This window comes from Methylobacterium sp. J-067 (assembly GCF_022829465.1).
Taxonomy (GTDB): Bacteria; Pseudomonadota; Alphaproteobacteria; order Rhizobiales; family Beijerinckiaceae; genus Methylobacterium; species Methylobacterium litchii.
The window spans coordinates 60,292-80,920 of record NZ_JAKSXZ010000092.1 but is presented as its reverse complement, the minus strand read 5'-3'; the positions used below and the strand labels follow the sequence as shown (position 1 = coordinate 80,920).

The following is a 20,629-nucleotide window of genomic DNA, read 5'->3' as shown; positions in this document are numbered from 1 at the left end:
ATCGGAGCCTCACGGCGCCGTCGCGCCATGATGGCGTAGGGCTGCAGCGCTGTGGTGCTGTCCGGCCTCACCGGGCGACACCGGCCGCTCGCCACGCGCAGCGCGCGAAGGCGGTGTCCAGCGCGAAGGCGGTGTCCAGCGAGAAGGGGATGGGGTGTGCGCATCTCAGTCTCCGATCTCGCGGCCGCCGCGTCCGGTTCGCGATGGTGGTGAGCGCCGACGGACGTCCGTACGGCTCTTGGCCCGTGAGGCAGGCACGTCCGCGCCGTGAACGGCCGAGATCGGCACGCTCAGCGGTGGGGCTTCAGTCGGCGCTGGGGCCGGGGGCGCTACCCGAACGGCCGGGGCTGGCGCTTCGACCCGCGGCGGGAATGGCCAGGGGGCGTCGCCAGCGTCGTCGCGCTCCACCGTCTGGATGGGCTCCTGGAGCGCGACAGGTTTGCGAGGTGCCATCGGCGTCTCCGCTTCACGCTCCGCTCCGCCCTCCGAGGCGGAGGTCGGGAGATGCGGTTCGATCGCAGTCGCTGCACGCTCGATCGGCGGGAGCCGGGTCGCAGCGGACGCCGCGGGCGCGGACGTTCGCTCGGCGATGATCCGCGTAGCAGGCAGCGCCGGTGCGGCCTGCTCGACGGCGGCGGCGACCGGAGCCGGCACGACGGACGCGGCTTCGACCTCCTGCTGCAGCGGTGCCAGCACGATCGGCGGCTTCGCGATCGCCGTGATGGTCAACCCAACGGCCGTCGGTGACGCTGTTGTTGCTGACCTCACAGCCGACGCGGGCATCGGGGCCGAAGCCATCGTCGCCGTGCTCTCAGTCAAGGCTGCTGCCGGTGCTGAGCCCATAGCCGACGCGGGCAGCGAGGCTGGACGACGCGCCTCGGTCTGGGACGCGATCGGCAGGTCCTCTCGGAGATTGTCAGGAAAGGCGGCTTCAACACCGCGAGGGGCGGGATGCCCGGGTGGGATCAGCGGCGCACCGTTGGAGCGGCGAGCCTGACCGAACCGGAGGGTAAGATCGAACGGTGGCTGTCGACGCGAGCGCAGCGCCGGTTCACCGGCAGCCGGTCCCGCGGGCGTCGACCGCGCGGCGTGACGTTCGGCCGCCTGCTCGACGGCGTCGGACCAGGTCGGGGCGTGCGAGGCGGCGCGTTCGACCGCAGAGCGGTCGGGCGGAAGACGGGCGGCGGGGACGACGATCGGCGTCCTCTCGCGCAAAATGGTCGCTGGCGACGGCGTCACGGCGACCGCTTCGGTCATCTCCGGCTCGACCGCGGCGAACCGCGCCCAGAGCGCGGCGGTGCCGGGATCGAGGCTTGCGCGCACGCGGGCGGCGAACAGCGTCGCCGGGACTGGATCGGCTGCGGTCGCAGGATCGCTGTCCCCCGTCAGAGCCGGATCGATCCGACCGATGCTCGAAGCTGAGCTCCGAACCGGGCCGGTCGATGTCTCTGGCCCGGCGAGGTCGGCCCGGATCAGATTTAGTCGCCCGCGCCGCTCGGCGATCCGTGCCTCGTAGGCGGCTGCGAGCTGCACGGCACCTTGCTCAAGGTCGTCGCAGAACCGGACAAGGTCGCTCCGATGAGCGTCACCGGAGCGCTCGCCTTCTGGCACCGCAGGATCCGCGGGCTTGGGATGCGCGGTATCAACGGTCGCATGACGCCCGTGCACGTGTGCCGCGTCCGCTGCGAGAAGCAGCCGGGGCCGGGACAGGGTCCGCGTGAGGACCAGTGCTGCCAGATCCCGTGCGAGCTCCAGCCGGCCAATCTCCTCGACGAGGGCGAGGCCGCGCCGGATCAGGGTGCGCACCGGCCCGACCGCGACGCCGTCCCCATGGCGGTCCGCCGTCCCTCCGTGGCTGAACGCAGTGAGTTCGGCATGACGGCCCTGCACCAGCAGCAGGCCGAGCTTCTCCCCGGTCATCCGCGCCCGGTCATCGAGGATCCGGTCCGCCTCGGCCTGCCACTGGCGCCGGGCGAGATCGGATCCCGCCTCCGTCAGGCTGCCCTTGCGCTCCTTGTTGTATTGGCGTGCCGGGACGTGCACGCCCGGAGCTTGGTCGATGCCGATCGCGGCGTAACTGCGCAGATCGTAGCGCTTGCCGATCCCGGCTTCCGTCAGCACTGCGTTGCAGCACGTGCCCCAGTGCGTACGCAGATCCTTGATCCAGGCGCGATCATGGCTCGCCCGGTCCTTCGGTTGCCGATAGGGCCGCTCCAGAACCTTGGTGCGGTTCGCGCGCCGCTTTTCCTGCGTGATCGCGAAGTCCCAAGTGGCGACGCCGGTGTCCGGGTGCGGCATGCGCCGGGCGGGGCGGTCGTAGTAGATGATGTGGACGTGGTAGTTGCGCCGGTCGTTGTTGGCGTCGGGCGCGTGCACCACGGCCCAGTAGGGAAAGCCTCGGGCCGCGAGTTTGCCCGCGAACGCTCGCACGATGGCCAAGCGTGCGTGGCCGTCGAGCTCGTGCGGCAGCTCGGCAATGATCCGGGTCTGCGTGCGCCCACCGCGCCCCGGCGCGATCTTGATCGGCGCCCCGGTACCCACGCCCTCGGCCCAGCGCCATAGCGCCAAGGCGTCGTGCGTCGGCAGCGTCAGCTCCACGGGAGCCGGATCCCCCGCGCTCGCAGCCCGCAGCCGGGTCCGGCCCATCTCCGGCGCTCCGTCGATCGCGCCCCGGGCTTTCGCCCACCAGTCCAGGTTCTGTGCCGGATCAATCGTGATGCGATCGCCCTGCGGCGAGCGTTCGGTTTCCTCGACGAGGTCCCAGAAGTGCGTGCGCGCCTCGAACGTGTCGCCGATCGTGCCGAACGAGGCCAGCGCGAGGCTGTCGTCCGGGTCCGCCTCGACCGCCCCGTCCCGCTCGAGATAGGCCTGCTGCTGAAGCCCGTCGCGTCCGCTGACGGGGCGGCCCTGTGGCAGGGTAAGCCGCTCGGCGGCGCCCGGCCGCTCGATGTAGCTCTCGTGCGCGCACGCCCCGGATCCGCTGTAGCGCCGGTCCGTCCTGGCGGCCCGGATCATCGCCCGGATCGGCGAGGTCTTGGAGATCGAGGTCTGGGCGAAGTGGCACGTCACGGCCCCGTCACGCGACAGAGGGCGCTCGCGGCCCTCGCGCGTGGCGAACCGGATGCCCGGCTGCTTGTGGAAGCGTAGTGCCGTCTCGAGCGCGCGAGGAGGGTCGAGACGGTGGCCGGACGTTCCGCGGTCGGTCGCGCTGCCGCAAACGGACGCGAGTGTTCCGCGCACGAACAGGTGCGTGTGGGACTGATCGAACATGAGCGGTGGCTGCCTGGAAGCAACGTCTCGTAACGGAGGCCAAGCTTAGGCAGCTATGCTCGATTCGAGCAAACCGATCGTCAGTGTAGCGATTCGAAGCTCGAATCGATGCTCAGGATTTAACCCGAGACCTGCCAGGGGTAGCAAATTGCTAACCATCGTAGACTGAGAGGCCGGTTCAGAGTGCGCTCAGACTACCTGCGTGTTTCCGCCGCACCCTTGCATTTTGTCGGCCGCTGGACGCGCGCAAAAAGCCCGGCGGCAGGTCATCCGCGGAAGGCCGCAGGGCCTCGTCGGACAGGTTGGTTCGGCCCGGCGTCGAGCCGTCGGCCGTACCTCAATCCTTGGGGTGACGGCCCGGTCAGCCCGCCTCCGTTTGGGAAGTCGAAGCCGGCTCGAAGGAGCCGCTTAATTTGGAGCTGCCGCCGGGCTGCTCCGTATTAGGGGAGCTGAGCCCTGTTCCCGGTTCGGCTGGGGCACGCAGGTGAACCGGGAAGTTCTTTTGGGTCCGTCCTTCCGGGGGATCCTGTCCTTCCGGGGTCCTGGCCGGGCTTTGGTTCGTGGTCCCGCACGAACGGCAAAGCCCGGCCGCTGCCCGTCGGGGCGGGTGTCTTTTGGGGTTCAGGTTCTGGGGTTTTGATGGCTGCTCAGGCCGCGCACCGTGGCTGCCCAAAGGGCTGTTCCGGAGCACGCGCGGTCCGGCACGAGGCTTGACCGTTCGCTCTTCCTCTTGTCGCCTTCACGCATGAGGCGATTGATGAGGTTGGAGACTCGTGGAACCCCTATCCTACACCCTGATGATTCAGACGGCGTTCGCACCCGTTCGGATCGAGCTCGGCTTGAGATCACGCACCCTTCAGCCCGCCGACCCCCACCCGTGGGGCCAGCAGAAGGCCGGCGCTCGCCGGGCCGCACTGAAGAAGGGCATCGCGGATACGAACGCGAAGGTCGAGGCCCTTCTCCGGGAGTTCCTCGAGCGTTCCGAGGTCCTGATGCACAAGCAGATCTCCTACGCGGTCGATCTCGCCGAGGTCGAGACCTTCACGGCAATCAAGAACGAGGAGCGTGCTCGTCGCGCGGGTCGCAGGATGCGATCGGCGCGATCTGCCGGTTCGGCGGAGCATCTTTCGCTTTCCGGATGCCATTCTGAATGGGAAGCCTGGGACGATCCGGACCCTGAGGAGGACCCTCGGGAACAGGACGACTGTGACAGTCTCTACGAGGTTCCCAGTCTCGCTGCCATCATGGATCGCGCCGACGAGCTGGACGAGGAGGAACCTCGCTTGGATCTGGAGGGGCTGTACGCGCTTGTCGCCGCATCAACACCCGGTTGGCTGGATGTCGACGCGCCGCCGCCCTGCGTCAGTGCGCGGTTCCCGCTGTGCGGGATGCGCATTGGTGACCAATGGGAGCTAGGCCCTCTCAATATCGGTGAGCTCTTGCCGCTGCTCCCGGAGATCGGCGACATGCCTTCGTCTGCGCTGCCAGTCGCTGAGGATGAAGTGCTGACTTGGCTCTTGTCCGATGAGGGAGCTGGCTACCGAGAGCCGATCCAGCAGGCGATCTGGCGCGAGCAGGCGCGACGCCACGTCTGGCCCGCTCTCCTCGAATTGTATGGGTTGGTTCTGGCAATAGCGACGGGCGGCCCGGGCGGAACGACGACGCTTGAGGAGGCTGAGGAGAAATTTGCTTCCTACAAAGACTGGTGTCGCATTCCCATTGACCCCGTTTTGCATCCGGTTTGGGAAGAACTCGTCATGCTCCTTCCAACACGTCCTTGGCTCGCGTCGGGCGCCGGGCTGCAAGCGGTGCCCAAAGGCTACGGCAACGACGCCTCCGCCTACGAGGTCGACGTTCACGAGGGCGCGCTGTCGACCTGAGGCCGATGGGCTCGCCGAGCCTCTGTGGCGGCTCCGGTGCAGTGCTAGCACCGGAGCCGAGCCAATCATCGGTCCACTGGATACATGCCTCAGGCCGATCCGACCCCGACGACAGGTGATAGTTCGACGTCCGGCCATCCAGCCGTACGAGTGGAGATCCCTAAGGCCGACCTCTACGACATGCCCAGAAACGCTAGCGATAGCTACACTGTCTAAGAGGATGACGGCGAAGTCGAGGGTCGAGGCGCGCTAAAAATTATTATGACATCGCACGCTGCGCTGCCGCGGCGCGCGAGGATGTTGATGACTGCCATCGGACGAAAATCAAGCTCCCTGCAATCTTGAGTGAGCCCCCTGGTCCCGGCATTATGAACTTTGAAAAGGAAAATCCCTTGCAGCACATAACCGCTGATTCAGAATGGCAGACAAAGCTTCTTCGCGCGGTGCGCTCGCCTGAGGAATATCGGATCTATAAGGCAGCCCTTGAATGGGACCTGACCGATCCGATCGTGATCGAGTCACGTAAGGACGTGAAGTCGGAAGCGCAGTGGCGTGACCGGGTCGAGCCTTTCCATCATCAAGTCAGCAACCTGATTACTTTTTGTCGCCGCCTGCCTGTAACGCTGCTCGCGGACGATGTTGGGCTAGGCAAGACGATTAGTGCGGGCTTGGTGATGAGTGAGCTCATCGCGCGTTCACGGCTGTCGCGGTCCCTGATCGTCTGCCCCAAACTCCTTGGACCACAGTGGAAGGAGGAACTGGAAACGAAGTTCGATATTCCGGCCGAGGTCGCAACGGGCCGTGACCTGCTAAGCGCAAACCCGGACGGCGTCGGCGCGATCATCACAACGTACAATTCAGCGCGGCTCTACTTGGAGAAACTTCCTGCCGATCGCTTCGAGATGCTGATCCTCGACGAGGCGCACAAGCTACGAAATCTCTACGGTACACCTGAGCCGCCCAAAGTGGCGCAGGTCATTCGGAGTGCGTTAGCGGCGCGGCGGTTCCGGTTCGTGCTGATGCTAACGGCCACGCCGATCCAGAATCGGCTTTGGGACCTCTATTCGCTAGTCGATCTGCTCACCGTGGCGAGGGGACACGAGAACCCGTTCGGCAACGAAGGCCAGTTTGCCCGGCGCTTCATCGCAGGTGACCGAGAGCAGGCGCGCCAGCTGAAGCCGGAGGCGGCCGAGGCGTTCCGGTCGATCGTCTATGGTTACATGTCTCGGGTGCGTCGCGGCGATGCCAAGCTCCATTTCCCCGACCGCAAGGTGCAGCTGCACCGGGTGCAGCCGACACCAGCCGAGCTCGAACTGATCGCAATCGTCGCCAAGGGTATCGAGAAGCTCAATCGTCTGGCGCAGATCGGCATCCTCCAGGCGCTGACAAGCAGCCCGCATGCGCTCAGCGCCCAGCTCGATAACATGGAGCGCAACGGCACGATTGCGGCCGATTTTGCGGGCGCGGTGAGGGCAGTCGTGCGGGGCATGACGACGAGCGCAAAGCTGGACGGCCTCGGACGACTGATCACCCAATTGAAACACGAGAATCCGGACAGCTGGCGGCTGGTCGTCTTCACGGGACGGCGGGAGACTCAGACCACCATCCAGGAATTTCTGGAGGGACACGGCCTGACGGTGGGGATTATCAACGGCACGTCTGGTGCGCGCAACCAGGAGACAATTGGACGCTTCCGGGCCAATCCGCCCGGCTACCGCGTCATCGTCTCGACCGAGGCTGGGTCAGAGGGCGTGAACCTGCAGGTCGCCAACGTGCTGGTGAACTACGACCTACCTTGGAACCCGATGATCGTGGAACAACGCATCGGCCGGGTACAACGACTCGCATCCCAGCACGCCCATGTCAGCATTCTGAATGTCACGCTGCAGGGGACTTTCGAGGAGTACATCGTTGGGCGGCTCATGGAGAAGCTGCAGATGTCGACGAGCGCCATAGGCGACATCGAATCGTTGCTGGAAGGCTCCGTAGGGGGCGAGGATGGCGCCGCGGGCTTCGAAGAACGGATCCGCGAACTCGTGGTGGCAGCGCTCAAGGGTGCGGACGTCAAAGCAAGCGTGGCAATGGCCGAGCAGAGCATCGCGGCGGCTAAGCAGGCGCTCATTGAAGAAGAAAAGCGCATCGATGCGATGCTGGGGGACACGGACGGCCAGGGTTATGTCGGGCCGCGGGCACCGAGCCTGCCGCCGCAGACCCGTTCGATGGAGTACCAACCCTTTGCTCTTGGCGCTCTGGGCCAGCTCGGCGCGCGGGTCACGCCACTGGCCGATCGTCTGTTCGCGGTTGAGGATGAGAGCGGCCAGGAAGTGATCCGCTTCGAGCGCGAGGCGATGAGCGGGACGCGGTCCTCCCTTTGCCAGCCAGGCTCGCCTGCTTTCTGCCGGATGGTGCAGCGGATGGTGGCCAGCGGCCGCTATGCGGTCCGTGACCTCGACGCGGATCCGCGGCATGGGGCTGATGCAGCGGCGAAGCAATGGGTCGAAAGCTTCGGGGGGGCACTGGTCGGCACGGAAAGCGCCATCGCGCGCCGCTGGTTCGAAGGCGTTATTCTAGTTCGTGTTCGGGCGACTGTTGCGCACGACGGCTACGAGCGGCTGCTCGAGGTGCGTTGTGCACCGCGTAATCGGACAGAGTTTCCATTCACCCGTGATGCTTTGGCTCCGCTCCCTTTAGTTCTCGACGCAGCCTCCAAAGCGTTGGGGCTTAGCGTCGACCAAGTCATGGAGGCGGCCCGTCAGGACCCCGGCATCGCGGAGTTCACGCGGTTCTATCTGGAACGGCGCGGACAGGAGATGGCCTCGGCGGGTCAGGACGCCCGAAAGCGTGCCAAGATGGAGGAGGATTTCACACCGCGCCTGTCGTTCGTGCTGGCAGGCGCGGAAGGCGCTGTTCTCCGGGACGTGCAGCTGCGGGTCAGCTACCGGGTAGGCGACGGCGGCTATGCGGATGAGCTGACGATCGTCCCCTCCTCTAGCCACATTTTAGCGGCGCCGGCACTCGCATCATGCGGCACTAATCAGCAGGCCGTACCGGAGACCTGCCTTGATGCGTGCGCGATCAGCGGGCAGCGAGAACTGCGGCATCGCTTGCAGGCGTCGGAACTTGGTGGCCGTCGCGCGCTGCCCGAGTACGTGGTCCGGTGTGCGCTGACAGATCGTTGTCTACTAACCGATGAGGTCGAGCGGTCGGCAATGTCCGGCAAACTCGTAGGACGTGACCAGCTCAAAACATCAGCAGTCAGCGGCAAGCATGCAGAGGCCAACTATTTTGGGCGCTGCGCCTTCTCAGGCGACGAAGCGTTGCGGAGCGAGCTCCGGACGAGTGATCTGTCAGGCAAGCTCTTCCGGGAGGATCGGGCCGCGTCGTCGGCTGTATCCGGGCGCACTGGTCATCAGGACGAATTCGTGGCCTGCCACGAGACGCGAGGCCTCCTCGCCCCAAGCGAGGGCGAACGGTGCGGCATGACGGGACATCTGGTTCGCCCCGGTATCCTGGAGTCCTGCGCAACCACGGGAACTCGCGCCCTCCCATCGGAGCTTGGCCGCTGCGTCGTTACCGGAAGCCGCGTGTTGAAACGCCTCCTCGTGCCGAGCAGCGTTTCTGGGGCGCTAATGCTCGAGGAGAAAGCCGTGCAGGCCGCGCATGGATTATATTGTTTACCTGCCGAAGCCCAACCGTGCGGCTGGAGTGGACAAGCCGTGCACCCAGAGGATGTCAGGATCTGCGCGCTTACAGGAATCGGGATCCTCTACACGTTCGCCACGAATACTGCTCCACCGCGTCTCGCGCCACTTGTTGCTCTGCTCGACGGCGTCAACCGCGCCACTGATCGACAAGATACCTGGGTCATGGCGGCAGCTCAGGAAGCAGTGACCCTTCGCAAGGGTAAATGCCGGATTGAAGCCGGTGTTGTGTCACCGAACGGCCTCCGAGTCGCCATGGCGTCTGAGGTCCGCACGCTATTAGGCTTGAAGTCACGCCAAGCAGGATTCGTCTACGAGCCCTCCACCAACCAGATACAGGGTCGGGTAGCGCTGGGAAAGCGGGGTACTACCGGTTGGTCCGCAGATAATGTGAATTAGTAGTTGAAAGCGCGCGTGAGTAAGCCAGCCGCGATGGTCCAATTCTGGTTAGGGTCTGCAGGCTGGCTTCTGACGTAAAGCCGAACAAGCAACATGCGAATTGCTGACCCATTTCGGCCCTTGGGAGCGTCCGCTCTAGGGTGAGCCGATTGGCAGCTACGCCAGCCGCCGACATGACCATGACCGACCTCCTCCCCGTCCGGCTTTGAGCTTTGGGCAGGCTCACGAGGGCGCTGACCTCCGGGCGGAACGAAGCAGAGGAACTGCCTGACCAAATCCTGCCTTGACGCCGGCGAACCGTTCCTCGTTGCATAATTTCCATCCAACGTGCATATTAGGTGGCTACAAGCGCATAAGGTCTGCCGTTGGTGCAACATTTTTCGGTCATACAGTCGCTTTGCCGCCTTGGGCTGAAAGCCCAGGATCCGGCTTTTCGCCAACAGGTCGAGCGGTTGCACGAGCGGCTGGTCAAGGCCGGCGACACGAAAGATGCCGAGACGCTGGCGCGGCTGCTGAATGCCGCGGCGACCGCGACAGCCATGCAACCAACCAAGGTCGAGTTGTCGCGCTTCCACATCACGGGCGAGCCGCTGACACCGCAGGTGCATCCGCCCGTTGATCGGGAAACGTCTCAGGCCCTGTGTCGCATCATGCTCAAACCGTCCGAGATGGCCCGACATCCTGTCTTGAGCGAGCGGAGCAGAAAGGCGGTTTCCGACCTCATTGACGAATGGAAAAGCTTCGAGCGCTTGAACGCGCTCGGCGTGCCACCCGGCCGGTCGCTACTGATTTTCGGACCGCCGGGCTCTGGCAAGACCTTGACCGCGTTTCACATTGCGGACGCGCTTGGCTTGCCGCTGATCGACGCGCGGATCGATGGGCTGATCAGCTCGTTCCTCGGCACCACGGCCCGCAACATCGCGAACCTGTTCGCCTTCGCCAATCGCTACCGCTGCGTGCTGCTGCTCGACGAATTCGATGCTATCGCCAAGCTTCGCGACGATCCGCAGGAGGTCGGAGAGATCAAGCGCGTCGTCAACAGCCTCCTGCAAAGCCTCGACGCACGCGCCGATATCGGCATCACCATCGCTATTACCAATCATCACCGGCTGCTCGACTCCGCCGTCTGGCGACGCTTCGACACGCAGGTGCAGCTCGGCCTACCCGACGAGCCGGCACGCGCCGAGATGCTGGCGCAATTCCTGAAGCCTCTCGCCGTCAATCAGGCCTTCGTGCAGCTGATGACCTATGTGGCAGATGGTGCCTCGGGTGCCGATCTGAAACGCTACGCCAACGCCATCAAGCGACAGATCGCGTTGCGGGGCGAGGACGATTCTCCGACCCATCATTTCAAGGCGTTGTGCGAAGTGCTCGCGCGCGAGCCGTCGATGCGGGTCCATCCGCGCGCCCAACTCATGATCGATGACATTGAGGCGTTCGTCGCCTCTGCGATGCATGATGCGGCATTCCCAGTGAAGCAGAAGCCGCTCGCCTCGCTCATCGACGTCAACCAGGCAACCGTCAGCCGCTGGCTTGCGCGCGCGGACCCGTCGGAGGCGCGTCATGCCCAATAATCCCGTCCAGTTCGTCACCAACGGTGACGACTACATTCAGGACCGTGATCCTGGCCGCAAAGGCGAGGAGAAGGATTTTTTCGAGGATCGCGATGCCGATTTTCGAGCGCACCAAGATGTGCTTGTGCAGACGTTGGAGACCATCAACCAAGCCATCACGCGCGCCGGGTATGGCCCAGCGACCTATGTGCGTGTGACCTTGCGCGAAGCCGCACTCGCAAAATCCTACCGCCCAAACTCCGCGCTGTTCACGCCCGACCGGTTTCCATGCGTTGGCGCTGGCGCGATCGGCGAAATCTTTTTCTTCCTGCCTCAGGTGCAGTTTCCCGAGCTTGTCGCGCGCATCCATAGAGCCGAAGTGACCGTTCCCGTCACCACGTCCCGCACGGGGCGCGTCTACCGCACAACCACACGCTTGCGCTCCGAAGTCGGCGCGATTGAGAGCATCGAAATTCTGCCTGCAAACGATAAGCGCCTGTTCTCGGCTGCCGAAGCCGTGCAGGCCTTCGTCGATCCTAGCGCATTTCCCGGCTATCAGGTCGAATTGTTCGAAGTTCCGCCTCTCAATGCGATCGAGACCGACCGCTGGGGGCGCCGGCAGCTCTTCGAGAGCCTGTTCAAGCTCCTCACCTCGCTCGGCAATGGAACGCGCAGCTATCTGCTCCCCGCTGTCGGCCGGACTCCGATGCTGGAAGTGCAATTGACGCGCTCGCCCGACGAGCCCGCGCTTCTCGACCTCAGCCAACTGGTGACCACCAGCGCCGATTTGCCGACAACGGTGCCCGAGGTCGATACATCCCTCGACCGTCACGAAGCGGCACTCGATCGGCTTGCCAGCCACCCGCTGGTGCGCCGGATTGATCCCCCTGTTCGCCTCACCTTGGAGCAGGCGCTTCGCCCAACCGAAGCGCGCGCCTTCGCTCTGCCTGCTCCGGCCCCAGGCAGCAGCTACCCCAAGATCGGCATCATCGACAGCGGCGTCGGCGCAGCCTTCGCCGCCTGGACACTCGGACGCTTCGATCACCTGACGCGTGATCAGGTCGATGCCGCGCATGGCAGCAATGTCGCCGGCATCGTTATCGCCGGGCAGGCCGCCAACGGACCCGCCATCGCTCCCGAACGCGACGGCTGTCAGGTCTACGACATCGCGCTCTTTCCCAGACTGCCCTTCAACTTCGTCTACAGCGGCGGCTTCAGCGATTTCCTCGAAGAAGTCGAGCAAGGCATCCGCGAGGCAAAGGAAGAACACGGCATCCGCGTCTTTAACATGTCGATCAACACCTGGAACGCCGTTCAGCGCCACGGTTATTCGACTCTCGCCGCACGCCTCGATGCAATCACAGATCGACTTGGGGTGATCATTGTCAATTCCGCCGGCAATCTTAAACCTGCCGACGCTCGAACGCCATGGCAGAATACGCCACGGGACAATCTTGCCTATTTTGCTGCCCGCACATCGCCCGACACAATCTGTCAGCCGACGGAATCGGTGCGTGGTCTCTCCATCGGCGCTCTTAATTGTCCTGGCGGGCCGCAGATCGCCGAGACGCCCGCCCGCTACAGTCGACGCGGTCCGGGTCTGCAAGTCGGCATCAAACCCGATCTCGTGCATTACGGCGGCAGCGGCGCACTCGTCGCAGGGCATCCGACCGGGCTCATATCGAGCAAAGCCGACGGCGCAGCCATGCATGTCTGTGGCACATCGTTCGCGGCCCCGCTCATTGCGCGCACGCTCGCCGAACTCGACCTCTCGACGTCACATTTTCTGACGCCGCGAACATTGCGAGCACTGGCCATTCATCACGCAGAAACGCCGGAGCCGATGACGAAGCGCGGCCTGAAGGACCTCGCGCGCCAATTCACCGGCTTCGGTCGCCCGCCTTCAGCCGCCGAGATGCTGGAGACGCCGGATCACCGCATCACCATGGTCTTCGAAGGCAGCTTGCCCAAGGGTGCCGATCGTCCGCAGATCATGCGGTACGAATTTGCCTGGCCGGCAGCCCTCGTCGATGCCGCGACGCAGGCTTGTTCGGGACGCGTCCGCATGACGCTCGTCTACGATCCGCCACTCGATCCAGCCTTCGGTGCCGAGTTCGCACGCGTCAATCTCGACGCCGCGCTCAAGCAGCAGCAGCCCATCCCGCGCAAAGACGGGCATCCGTCTTTCTCGGACCAAACGACGATGCTCGGATTGCCGCAGACGAGCGGCCTGCCTGTGCGCGAACGCGCCCTGATCGATCACGGCCTCAAATGGTGGCCGACCAAAAAATACGTGGCCAATCTCGACGGAAAAGGGACCAGCGCGAACTGGCGTCTGGAAATCTCCAGCCTCACCCGCGCCGAGGCAACGTTTCCCGCCGAGGGCGTCCCGTTTGCATTGATCCTGACGCTGGAAGACGAGAGCGGTACGAAGCCGATTTTCCAGACATTCCGCCAATATCTGCAAACCCGTGCCACGGCCGTCACCGACATCCAGGTCGCGCACCGCGTGCGCCAACGCGCCTAAAGGCCTCATAGGACCATGGCCGACTACGACTTTCACCAACTGTCCCCAGACGACCTCGAGATCCTCGCGCGCGATCTGCTGCAAGCGCACTGGGGTGTCACGATCGAAAGCTTCAAGACCGGCAAGGACGGCGGAATCGATCTGCGATACGCTGCCGGTAGCGGCAAAATCATCGTTCAAGTGAAGCACTTCGTGAGAACTGGCCTTGCGGGTCTGCTGAGGGAGTTGGCCAAAGAAGCAGCAAAGGTCCGTCGCCTTAAACCAACCCGCTATGTACTGGTCACGTCGGTTCCGCTATCGGCCGTCAACAAGGATGCGATCGTCGCTCTTATTGGTGCCGACGTGCTGACGCCGAGCGACGTAATCGGTCAGGAAGGGCTGAACAATCTGCTCGGTCAGCACCCGGAGATCGAGGGCAAGCACTACAAGCTTTGGCTCGCCAGTCGCGCCGTTCTTGACCGCGTCCTGCACAATGCCGCAGTCACGCGGAGCGAATTCAAGGCCCGTCAGGTTCACGAGGAAGCCCGACGCTACGTTCAAAGTGGCGCATATCCGCAAGCGCAGAAAATGATCAATGAGCAGCGCGTCGTCGTCGTGACAGGGCCGCCCGGCGTTGGCAAAACAACGCTCGCCAATCTCCTGCTTTACGAGCATCTTGCGCGCGGCTTCCAGGCCGTGGTGATCCAGCGCGACATTGAAGAAGGGCTCTCCCTCTTTCAGCCCGGCACGCCACAGATTTTCTATTTTGATGATTTCATGGGAGCGACCTTCCTCGGCGACAGGTCGTCTGCGCTGACCGGCACCAGCGACAAAGCCCTTCTAGAATTTGTCGCGATGGTACGCTCGACGCCGACGGCGAGAATGGTTCTCACGACGCGTGAGCATATTTACTCGCTTGCGATGATTAGGTCGGAGCGGTTGCGCCATTCCGACATAGACGATCTCCGTGTCTACCTGCAGATGCCGAGCTACTCCTTCGCGCAGAAGGCTCGTATTCTCTACAATCACCTGTATTTCAGCGACCTGCCGGCCGAGTATCAGGATGAGCTTCTTCGGGGCGACTATTATCTTCGCATCATCAAACACGAAAAATTCAATCCGCGTTTGATCGAATGGTTGTCCAGCTTCCGCAGGCTTCGTAGCGTCACCGTCCGCGACTATCGGACCTTCATCGACAATCTGCTGCGCGATCCTTCCGAAATCTGGCGTCATGCGTACGAGCAGGAAGTCACCGACGCCGGACGGTCCATGTTGCTCGTTCTCTTCTCCATGGGCGGCAAAGCAGCGGGGGTCGCGCTCAAGCCGGCGTTCATCAGACTGCACGAGCACCGGGCCAGGCGTTACGGTTTTGCGACCCGTCCGGAGGACTTCAGGTCGGCGCTACGAGAGATAGCAGGCACCTTTATCAAGCCGTTCGGCACCCATGGAGTTGAAGTCATCGACCCGTCCGTTCTCGACCTCTTGAACGCAATTGTCCGTCGAATCCCGGAGAATGCGATCGACGTGGTGGCCGCAGCTCAGAACTTCGATCAGATCGAACACGTCTGGTCCTTTGCAAAGGCTCGGAGCAGCGGCGCCGTCCTGGACGCTTTCCGGCACAACGATGGCCCGATTGCCGCCTCGGTCGCGCGCTGCATGACCGAAGCTCGGCGCATCGATATGGGTAATGGCTCGGTCGGCTACCGAGGGCCGACATTCGAACGGCGACTGAAGGTCATCATCGACGTGGCAGATCGGCTTGCGTCGCCCTCGATCGCGTCCCTCATCGCGCCGCTTTTCGCGCGTCTCCAAGAGGAATGGGTCACCGAGCGGCCCGACATCAATGGTGGGGTTGACGCTATTCGCTTACTCGAGAGCACTCATTCGGTCGATCCTGTTACTTTGGATGGCATGACGACGGCAATTAAAGCTGCCCTGCTCGAAGATATTCAAGATGGTTGCCGCTCTGACGAATTGCGCGAGCTGATCAGTGTGATCGACACCTCCGAAGCCCATCCCGATTCAGCACTCTCGGCTGCCCGCGCGGCGTTCGACGCCTATTGCGGAGAAACGTTTCAGGAAGAGCTGCGCGAATGCCGCTCGCGTGAGCAATTTGACGGTCTCGTTGAGGATCTCGAGCTCTTCCGCGACGAGCTTGGCGTCGATGTGTCGTCGTTATTGACACGAGTAGAAGAGGCGAAGGGCGAATTCGAGGAGCGTGAGGACGCCTATGCCGATCACATGCAGGACGAATACAAAGAGCGATGGCGCGACGAGCGTGCCAGTGAGCGGAGCGTGTCCGACATGTTTGGCTCCCTTCGCGGCGATAGGGGCTGAGCGTCAGCTAGATATAACTCGCCGCCCTTGCGCACTGTCCATGCCATCAAGGATCCCGAAAACGTCGGCCTTGGCAGTCTCTGCCATCGCATGAGTGATTTCGAGCGCGCGGCCGGGGACGATGAGTTCTTTCGCAAGCTGGACTGGGTCAGCGGCGAAGGTCTGCTTTCGGGCGGGCACCTACCGTCAGCTATTGGCGCTTTGCGGATCTACCATCAATTTTTATAGGTTGTGGAGCGCTTAAAGCCGAGCGTTGACCAGGGTCCACTCCGATGGTCCATTCCCCAGGTCCGATGCCGCGCGAGAGGGGGGATCGAGAGCCTAACCACTTGATGTCGTACCCCTTCGGTTTTGGCTGAGAATCCTGGCGCCCCAGCCAAGCCTTCACTAAATCATCGAATTCATTTCAATCTGCTATAGGCCACTTGCATTGAGAGGCGGAATTGACGCGCTTGCTCAAAGAAGCAAGCCGGTAATGGTTTAATAAAACGTGTCCCGCCGTTGGGCGGTATACTGGTGGCGACGGCGATTCTGTTGTGATGAGCAGAGACGCCCTAGGTCGATCGAAAGCGGAGCGTGCGATCCCCTGGTCGGGGATTGGTCCTCTTTCATGGAGAAGCGTGAGTGCCTAAGCGGCCCACTCTCTCCGTCGAACCCCGAACACAATCCAACCAGAGATCGTTGCCCTCCGGCCGGCCACAGCAACGGTGAAACAGCAGACTCTCCCTCGGCCCATACCAAGAATCCTGGGCCGGTCACTTCCAAACCCATAATTTGCTGCTATGCATCATCTGCCGCAGCCGACCGGTCAGGAGAAGGTGGCGCACATCCCCCGCCCCGTCCGGGTGTAATGGCCCAAAAACGAGAAAGGGTGGAACGCATGAGCGTCCCACCCTGTCCGGAGCTCGCCGCCGGGCTCGTGCGTCCCGGCGGCATGACGATCACATGCGGTGACCGCGGTGGTGGCCCATCATGTGGCCGCGCATGTGGTGACGGCCCATCATGTGGTGGCCGCGATGGTGGCGCATCATGTGACCACGCATGTGACGGTGGCCCATCATGTGATGGCTGTGCATGCCGTCCATCCGAACCTCGGTCACGGCGGTCGGTGCCTCGACCGCGCCGACCATGCCGGGGGCGGCGGATGCGGGGGCGACCGAGGCGGCACCCAGGGTCGCCAGGATGGCGGCGGCGAACAGAGACTTCCTCATGAGCGTCCTCACATCGTTATGGCCGGCGGACCATCGGATGTGACATCCGCCAGGCTCGAGGAACGGCTCAGCTTCGATACCCGTTCCGTGGAGTACGTTCTTCTCCTCGACGGTCCGTCCGGTGCCGCGCCACCAGTGTCGGACCCATCGCCGGGGACCGGCCCTCAGCCCTGCCGGGACGGAGCCGCGCCGGCGGCATGATCGGCCGGGTGCCGGTCGATGCCCTGCCAGCCCAGCCAGCCGGTATAGACGCCAACCATCACGATCAACGCGGCCGAGGCATAGGGGGCCCGCCGGGCGAAGGCGCCGAACCCCGACCAGCGGGAGGCGACGTGCTTGACGCTGAGCGCCGCCAGCACGCCCGCCGAGACCATGGTCAGCGCGAGGCCGATGCTGAAGCACACCACCAGTGCGAAGCCGAGGCTCAGTTGCTTCAGCTGAATGCAGAGCAGCAGCACGGTGATCGCGGCCGGGCACGGGATGAGCCCGCCGGTCAGGCCGAACATGACGATCTGGCCCGTGGTGACGCTGCGGCCCGCGAAGCGTCGCCGGATCTCGTCGGCATGGGCGCGGGCATGCGCGTCGTCCTCGTCGCCAAGGTTCATGTGAGCGTGGTCGTGCTCCTCGAACGCGATCTCGTGCGATTCCATCCCGCCCGGGACGTCGATGCGAAGCCGCGCCCTAAAGGCATGCGGCTCCGGGATCTCGTCGCGGCTTTCCAGATGGTCGCCATTGCGCGCGAACCCGAAGGTCTGCCGGGCGCCGTCGGGGCGCAGGGTCTCCACGGTCAGCGCCGAAGCGGCTGGCAGCCGTCCATGCTCGCCGCGGACGCGCCAACGGGGCGGCACGCCGTCCTCGAACACCTCCAGCGTCAAGGTCCCGTCCTGCGTCGCGATACGATGCGCCTCGTCGTGATGATGATGGTCATGATCATGGTCGTGCGGGTGGTGCTGCTCGCGCCACGTCCGCCATGCCATCCAGAGGGCGATGCCGACGATGATCACGGCGGAGGCGAGCTGGAAGTACGGTTCGGTCGCCTCCGTCCCCCATTCCTGCCCGAGGTACCGGCCGCCCAGGGCGATGACCCACACCACCGCCGTGTGCGAGAGCGTGGCCGCGAGCCCGAGCAGGACCGCCTGTTTCACGCTCCCCCGCACGGCGATGATGAAGGCGGCCATCATCGTCTTGGAGTGACCGGGCTCCATCCCGTGCAGGGCGCCGAGGAGGATGGCGGTCGGCACGAAAAGCCAAGCGTGCGCGGTCCCCTCCCGGAGCAGGTCGGGCAGTGCGGTCATGGGTGCGGCCTGCGTTATTTGAGGTAGGTCCGCACCACCTCGATCAACTCGGCGGCTCCCCGGGCGCGCTCGGCGTCCGGCTCGGCGTCCGGATTCACGACGTGGTGGCGGATGTGGTCTTCCATCAGCTCGGCGGTCAGGCCGTTGATGGCCCCGCGCATCGAGGCGACCAGCATCAGGACGTCGGAGCAGCCGATCTCCGCCTCCAAGGCGCGCTCGACGGCCTCCGCCTGTCCCTTGATCCGGCGCACCCGCGCCAGGAGCTTGGTCTTGTCCTTGATCGTATGGGCCATCGGACGGTTCACCCTTGCCGCACATTATATAGGGGGGTACCCTATTTCTGTCGAGCCCTGAGTGACGCTCCGGGCCAGCTGACAAGGTAACGCAAGAAGGTCGACCGATCGTCCTCCGTATCGCCGTGTTCGTGGCGTATGGGGCCTTGCCGTCGGTCCAGGTCCAATTCGGGCGATCAACCCCGGCAGGGAACGCCCCGATGCTCAACACGGCACTGGCCATCCTCGCGGTGATGGCGGTCCTGCTCGCCCGGGCCGTTCTGAAGCTGGCGTTCCTGCCGTTCCGAATCCTGCGGGGGCTTTTCCGACGGCGCCCCTCGGTCCCAAGTTCCCGGTAACCGTGGCGGGAGGGATCAGGAACGCGAAGGCCGAGCTTCGGCCAAGGCCCAGGAATTCCAGGGCGACTTCGGGTATCGTCCAGGCAAGGCGATCGCCAGGCCGGTGGCTCAGAACGGGTAGTAGCGCAATGAGGTCAGGCCGGTGACGAGGTGCGTCGTGGGCTGGACGCCCTGCGCCCCGCGGAAGGCGTCGCGTTCGGTGTAGGAGACCTGCGCGCCGGCGACGAGGCGACCATAGGCACCCTTGTAGAGGTCATGCCAGAAGCCGCCGGTGATCTGGCGGATGTCGCGGGTCTCGGCTTGGCAGCTTCCACTCGCGGCGCCCTCGACGTCGCAGCCGGTGACGACCAGGGTCGGGGAGCCGTACCCCGTGGTGTTGAGCGCGCCCGTCCGGGTGGCATGCTCCCAGCCGGCATAGAGATAGACGTCGGTCCCGGACTGGACGTGGTAGACGCCGCCCGCCAGCAGCTGGAACACCGGAATCGGCGCGATGGAGCCGTCGGCGCGCAGGGCGAAGTCCGGGAGCTGCGCCGAGCCGTAGCGGCCGATCCCCTCGCCGACGAGGCCGCTGACCTGGAGGTCGAGGCGCTTGTCGATCACCGGCAGGGTCGCCGCGCCGCCGACGCCTTAGCCGACCGCCGTCTCGGAGCGGCCCGCGGTGCGAAGCCCGCCGGTCAGCGTGCCGGGCGCGATCCGGTCGTCGAAGAAGCGTACCAGCCCCTTCACTTCGTAATGGCCGAAGCCCGGCTCGACGGCGAGCTTGCCGGCGATGTCGGGGATGCTGTTGTTCGAGTAGGTCGTCGCGTTGTTCAGCAGCCCAGCCGCGTCGCCGTTGTTGTTGACGTTGACGGTCCCGGGCGCCGCGAAGGGGCTCGGCGGCAGGACGCTCTGGGGCGACTCGACCGAGAGGCCCGCCCACAGGCCCGGCGCGATGTCCTTCACCACCCGGATCTGCGGGTTGCGGGTCCAGTTGAAGCCCGGCACGTACTGGGCGTCGATGGTGAGGGGGATCTGCTCCTTGAGGGGCGTGATCCCCGAGAGATCGGTGGTGATCAGGCTCCAGGCCTGCCCCGCCAGGACGTGCCAGCCGGTATCGAGGGAATCGACGGTGGTGAAGATCTGGCGGATGCGCGGGACGTAGCTGTTGCTCTCGCGGGAATTCGAGGTGACGCCCGCCGCCAGGAAGTCGATCTCATAGTAGCCGGAGATTTGGAGCGTCGGTTCGACGCGCGCGGTGAACAGGCCGGAGAGCCGGCTCTGGCGGGCGGAGAGGCGGAACTCGCCCTCCCGCGATTGTGGGCTGTTGCGGAAGGGGATGCCGTTGAAATCCGTCGCGACGTCCGAGACGGTGTTGGCGCTCCGGTAGAACCCCGCCAACTCGACGAAGCCGCCGGGTGTGAAGCAGATCGCCGATCCGAGGGCGTAGCTGCCGGAATTGCACACGAGGTCGTTGGCCAGGATCGCCGGCGTGTGCTCGCTCGGCGCCGGCCGCGCCCCGCCGGGGCCGCCGGCCTGCGCGACCTGCTGCTGCCGCGACTGCCGCTCGGCCAAGCGTCCCTGCTCGCGAGACAGGGTGCGGCGCTCCCGCGCCTCGCCCGCGAGGGCCTGCTTCTGGGTCCCGGCCTGCCGTCGGAGCGCCGCGAGTTCCTGCTGCATCGCCTGCATCTGGCGCTGCATCGCATCCATGCGGGCGGCCATCTCGGAGACGGTCTGCGCGGAGGCTGGAGGGGGAGCCGCCGCCGCGACGAGGACCGCGAGAGACGAGATCCGTAAGACGTGCCGGCGAAGCAAGGGCATGGCGGACGGTCTCCGACGGGGCACGGTGCCCGTCCGGTGAAGCGGGTGC

12 protein-coding genes are annotated in these 20,629 nt (G+C 64.6%); 6 read left to right on the top strand and 6 right to left on the bottom strand.

The genetic code is table 11. The annotated features are described in order from the left end of the window. Positions 1 to 165 precede the first annotated feature (165 nt). Positions 166 to 3,270, bottom strand: a complete 3,105-nt coding sequence (locus MKK52_RS09450; RefSeq protein WP_243953549.1) for a MobA/MobL family protein — start codon at positions 3,268 to 3,270, stop codon at positions 166 to 168. A gap of 773 nt (positions 3,271 to 4,043) precedes the next feature. Between MKK52_RS09450 and MKK52_RS09445 the strand changes: the two genes are divergently transcribed. From MKK52_RS09445 to MKK52_RS09425, 5 genes are all read left to right on the top strand, one after another. Beyond that, positions 4,044 to 5,150 (top strand): hypothetical protein, encoded by a 1,107-nt coding sequence (locus MKK52_RS09445; RefSeq protein WP_243953548.1) that lies wholly within the window; start codon positions 4,044 to 4,046, stop codon positions 5,148 to 5,150. A 368-nt stretch (positions 5,151 to 5,518) separates the two neighbouring features. Further along, positions 5,519 to 9,250, top strand: coding sequence for an SNF2-related protein (locus MKK52_RS09440; protein WP_243953547.1), 3,732 nt, complete (start codon positions 5,519 to 5,521; stop codon positions 9,248 to 9,250). Positions 9,251 to 9,618: 368 nt separating this feature from the next. Next, positions 9,619 to 10,824, top strand: a complete 1,206-nt coding sequence (locus MKK52_RS09435) for an AAA family ATPase (RefSeq protein ID WP_243953782.1) — start codon at positions 9,619 to 9,621, stop codon at positions 10,822 to 10,824. Then, the gene (locus MKK52_RS09430) at positions 10,814 to 13,330 is read left to right on the top strand and encodes a S8 family peptidase (protein WP_243953546.1); all 2,517 of its coding nucleotides are present in this window, start codon (positions 10,814 to 10,816) and stop codon (positions 13,328 to 13,330) included. Before MKK52_RS09435 ends, MKK52_RS09430 begins: the two co-directional genes overlap by 11 nt. A gap of 15 nt (positions 13,331 to 13,345) precedes the next feature. Then, positions 13,346 to 15,646 carry a restriction endonuclease gene (locus MKK52_RS09425; RefSeq protein ID WP_243953545.1) on the top strand — a complete coding sequence of 767 codons (2,301 nt, stop codon included), beginning with the start codon at positions 13,346 to 13,348 and terminating at the stop codon, positions 15,644 to 15,646. Positions 15,647 to 16,587: 941 nt separating this feature from the next. Here MKK52_RS09425 and MKK52_RS09420 read toward each other — a convergent pair. From MKK52_RS09420 to MKK52_RS09410, 3 genes are all read right to left on the bottom strand, one after another. After that, entirely contained in the window at positions 16,588 to 16,857 is a 270-nt protein-coding gene (locus MKK52_RS09420) for a hypothetical protein (RefSeq protein ID WP_243953544.1), read from the bottom strand. A 164-nt stretch (positions 16,858 to 17,021) separates the two neighbouring features. After that, on the bottom strand, positions 17,022 to 18,152 hold the full coding sequence (locus tag MKK52_RS09415) for a nickel/cobalt efflux transporter (protein ID WP_243953543.1): 1,131 nt from the start codon (positions 18,150 to 18,152) through the stop codon (positions 17,022 to 17,024). 14 nt (positions 18,153 to 18,166) lie between these two features. Beyond that, positions 18,167 to 18,445 (bottom strand): metal/formaldehyde-sensitive transcriptional repressor, encoded by a 279-nt coding sequence (locus tag MKK52_RS09410; RefSeq protein WP_243953542.1) that lies wholly within the window; start codon positions 18,443 to 18,445, stop codon positions 18,167 to 18,169. Positions 18,446 to 18,645: 200 nt separating this feature from the next. Here MKK52_RS09410 and MKK52_RS09405 point away from each other — a divergent pair, with 200 nt between their 5' ends. Next, positions 18,646 to 18,783: a hypothetical protein gene (locus MKK52_RS09405; RefSeq protein WP_243953541.1), complete on the top strand. Its 138-nt coding sequence runs from the start codon at positions 18,646 to 18,648 to the stop codon at positions 18,781 to 18,783. Between the two features lie 108 nt (positions 18,784 to 18,891). Here the strand turns inward: MKK52_RS09405 and MKK52_RS09400 are convergent, their stop codons facing one another. Together MKK52_RS09400 and MKK52_RS09395 are read right to left on the bottom strand one after the other, a co-directional pair. Continuing rightward, positions 18,892 to 19,383, bottom strand: coding sequence for a hypothetical protein (locus tag MKK52_RS09400; RefSeq protein WP_243953540.1), 492 nt, complete (start codon positions 19,381 to 19,383; stop codon positions 18,892 to 18,894). A 27-nt stretch (positions 19,384 to 19,410) separates the two neighbouring features. Beyond that, entirely contained in the window at positions 19,411 to 20,580 is a 1,170-nt protein-coding gene (locus MKK52_RS09395) for a hypothetical protein (protein ID WP_243953539.1), read from the bottom strand. Positions 20,581 to 20,629 lie beyond the last annotated feature (49 nt).